Raw genomic sequence first — 2326 nt, 5'->3', positions numbered from 1 at the left:
TACAATGGGTAATATGATATGGTAATATGATATATCTTTTAGTCTCTATTCCTTCGTGTAAATATAACGAGTTTATGGTATAATATAGTGTAATAGAGGCAATGTTATACAAGGAGGTGTGCCATGACTCTTGATGTAAATAAAGAAAAATTAACAATTTTAGGGATTCCCTTTGATAACTTTTCAGATTTTGATACCGTCTGGTATGCCATTGGGTCATCAATGATTGAAAATTATGAACCTACCGTTCAAGATGTGATTGATTTAAAAACTTATGTTATCAATAGACGAAAGGAATTGAATATTGGTTAAAAATCAATACGATGGCTATGAGTACATTGACCCCAATCACCAATATTCCTATCCAAATTCCACAGTCTTAATCAACAAACAAAATATTACAAATATTGAAGAAGCCTACCGAAATGAACACTTATTCGTTACTAGAAGACTTGCAGACTTGCGTTTGAAAGCCATTGAAGTCTATTCCATGAGTGATATTTTAGCCATTCATAACTATTTATTTCAAGATGTTTATGCTTGGTCGGGACAATATCGTAAGGTGAATATCTCTAAAAGTGGTAATCCTTTTATGCCAATACAATCATTTAATGCTGCAGAAACTTATATAAATCGTCTCATTCATTCCTATCATCAAACTGCTAACTCAAAAGATGAAATCATTAAGTATTTAGCAAAAATTCTTGATAATCTTAATTATTTTCATCCCTTTCGAGAAGGTAATGGGCGAACTCAACGAGAAGTTATTCGTTCCTTAGCACTATCAAAAGGGTATTCTGCACAAATACGAGTAGAACAGGATGATGAAGTTTACAATCTTTATATGGATGGAACTGTCTATGGTGATTTGGAGAAATTAGAAGAATTATTTGGTAAAATACTAGAAAAACATTACTGAGTACTAGATTGGAGAAAAGTCCATTTGGATAATTTTCTTCAATCTTTTTTCTTTAGTAATAAATAAAAACTCTTAGAAATACTGCTATGTCAGGAATTCTAAGAGTTTTTATTATTTTTCAATTTTCGATATTGTGTTTAATTCTTCAATAAAATATTGTCCTATTTTTTGAAAAGAACTACTATTGATTTTTGATTCTTTTTGCTTACCTATATAAATATTGAATTTTAGTTGAAAAGAATTATCTATTTCAACTAAATTTATATCTTTAAAGTTCCCTAAATCCACTAATATTCCTATTGAATTTCTCCGTTCAATTAAGGTTTTAAAGCTACTTAAATCACTAACTTCCGCTAAAATATTTGGAATAAACTTTGAATCATTGATATATTTCCAAAAAACTTCATTGTGTACAAAACGTTCATTAAATATAACAAGGTCTTCACTACTACAGTTTATCAAACTAATTGTAGCTGAATTAGCAAATTTATGTTTTTTTGATACTGCTAGTTTAAATGGCAAAGAGGTTAGTTTCATTAAATCAAGGTGATCACTATAAACTTCTTTATATGATGCGAAGAGTGCAATATCTACTTCGTTGGATGATATTTTACTAGTTATTTCTTTTGAACCATCTTCAATTAAACTAATTTCATTTTGAAATATATTTTCAATATCTGAAAGATGGTTAGTAAGATTGAAAAATCGTGATAAATTTGCTGATATACCAAATTTTATCCGTGGATTTTTAAAAGATTTTAATGCGGCTCTCCCAATATCTAGTTGTTGTATAGCCTTTTCGGAATATTTTCTAAAGAGTTCCCCTTCTGATGTTAAAATAATCTCTGAATGTGATTGATTTCTAGTAACAAGCGAAGTATTTAGGCTTTTTTCAAGAGATTTGATAGCATAACTAACGGTAGGTTGACTGACTTTAAATTTCTCTGCTACTTTTGAGTATGTTTTTAAAGTGCATAAGGCATTAAAGTATTCCAATTGACGAAGTTTCATTTTATTACCTCATATAGATAATTTTTATAGGAAATGTTGTGTTTGACTATATTACATTCTTTCTCCTATAATGTCAACCATAAAGTAGCTTCCAAAATCAATAATACAGTGGTTTGCTATTTTGATTTAATCAAATTGATCAAGTATTTTTTCAAAAATTTCAATAAGAGATGCTTGTTTCTCTTTGGGAAGTTGCTTTATTTTCATTTTTAAGCGTCTAAAGGTGACATCAGATAGTGGTTCAGGCACTTCTTCTAAGTTATTAAAATTAAAAAATTCTTCTGTCGTTAAATCTGGCGCAGCAATAACTTTATTAAGAGTTTGAATGCTTATATTAATGTTTTGATTTCTTTAATCTGATTAATATATTTTAAACCTAACCCAGCTTTTTCTGAT

General features: G+C 28.8%; 3 protein-coding genes and 1 pseudogene. 2 read left to right on the top strand and 2 right to left on the bottom strand.

Annotated features, from left to right (window positions below):
- The first annotated feature begins 123 nt into the window (after positions 1-123).
- A complete protein-coding gene (locus F9856_RS11900) occupies positions 124-312 on the top strand; it encodes a hypothetical protein (protein WP_074658354.1) in 189 nt (62 codons plus the stop codon).
- Positions 305-919 carry a Fic/DOC family protein gene (locus F9856_RS11895; RefSeq protein ID WP_202106721.1) on the top strand — a complete coding sequence of 205 codons (615 nt, stop codon included), beginning with the start codon at positions 305-307 and terminating at the stop codon, positions 917-919. The genes F9856_RS11900 and F9856_RS11895 overlap by 8 nt, the downstream gene beginning before the upstream one ends.
- 111 nt (positions 920-1030) lie before the next feature.
- Here F9856_RS11895 and F9856_RS11890 read toward each other — a convergent pair whose 3' ends face one another.
- Both F9856_RS11890 and F9856_RS12400 read right to left on the bottom strand, forming a co-directional pair.
- Positions 1031-1930, bottom strand: a complete 900-nt coding sequence (locus F9856_RS11890) for a LysR family transcriptional regulator (protein WP_202106720.1) — start codon at positions 1928-1930, stop codon at positions 1031-1033.
- 126 nt (positions 1931-2056) lie between these two features.
- Positions 2057-2326: pseudogene (locus F9856_RS12400) on the bottom strand (XRE family transcriptional regulator); the annotation flags it as partial.

This window comes from Streptococcus suis (genome assembly GCF_016743335.1).
GTDB lineage: Bacteria > Bacillota > Bacilli > Lactobacillales > Streptococcaceae > Streptococcus > Streptococcus suis_Y.
The sequence above is the reverse complement of the archived record's forward strand: the minus strand, read 5'-3'. Positions and strand labels throughout refer to the sequence as shown.

Bases quoted from the DNA above. Each gene is read 5' to 3' on its own strand.
- F9856_RS11890 (WP_202106720.1), bottom strand. From the start codon at position 1,930: ATGAAACTTCGTCAATTGGAATACTTTAATGCCTTATGCACTTTAAAA.
- F9856_RS11900 (WP_074658354.1), top strand. From the start codon at position 124: ATGACTCTTGATGTAAATAAAGAAAAATTAACAATTTTAGGGATTCCC.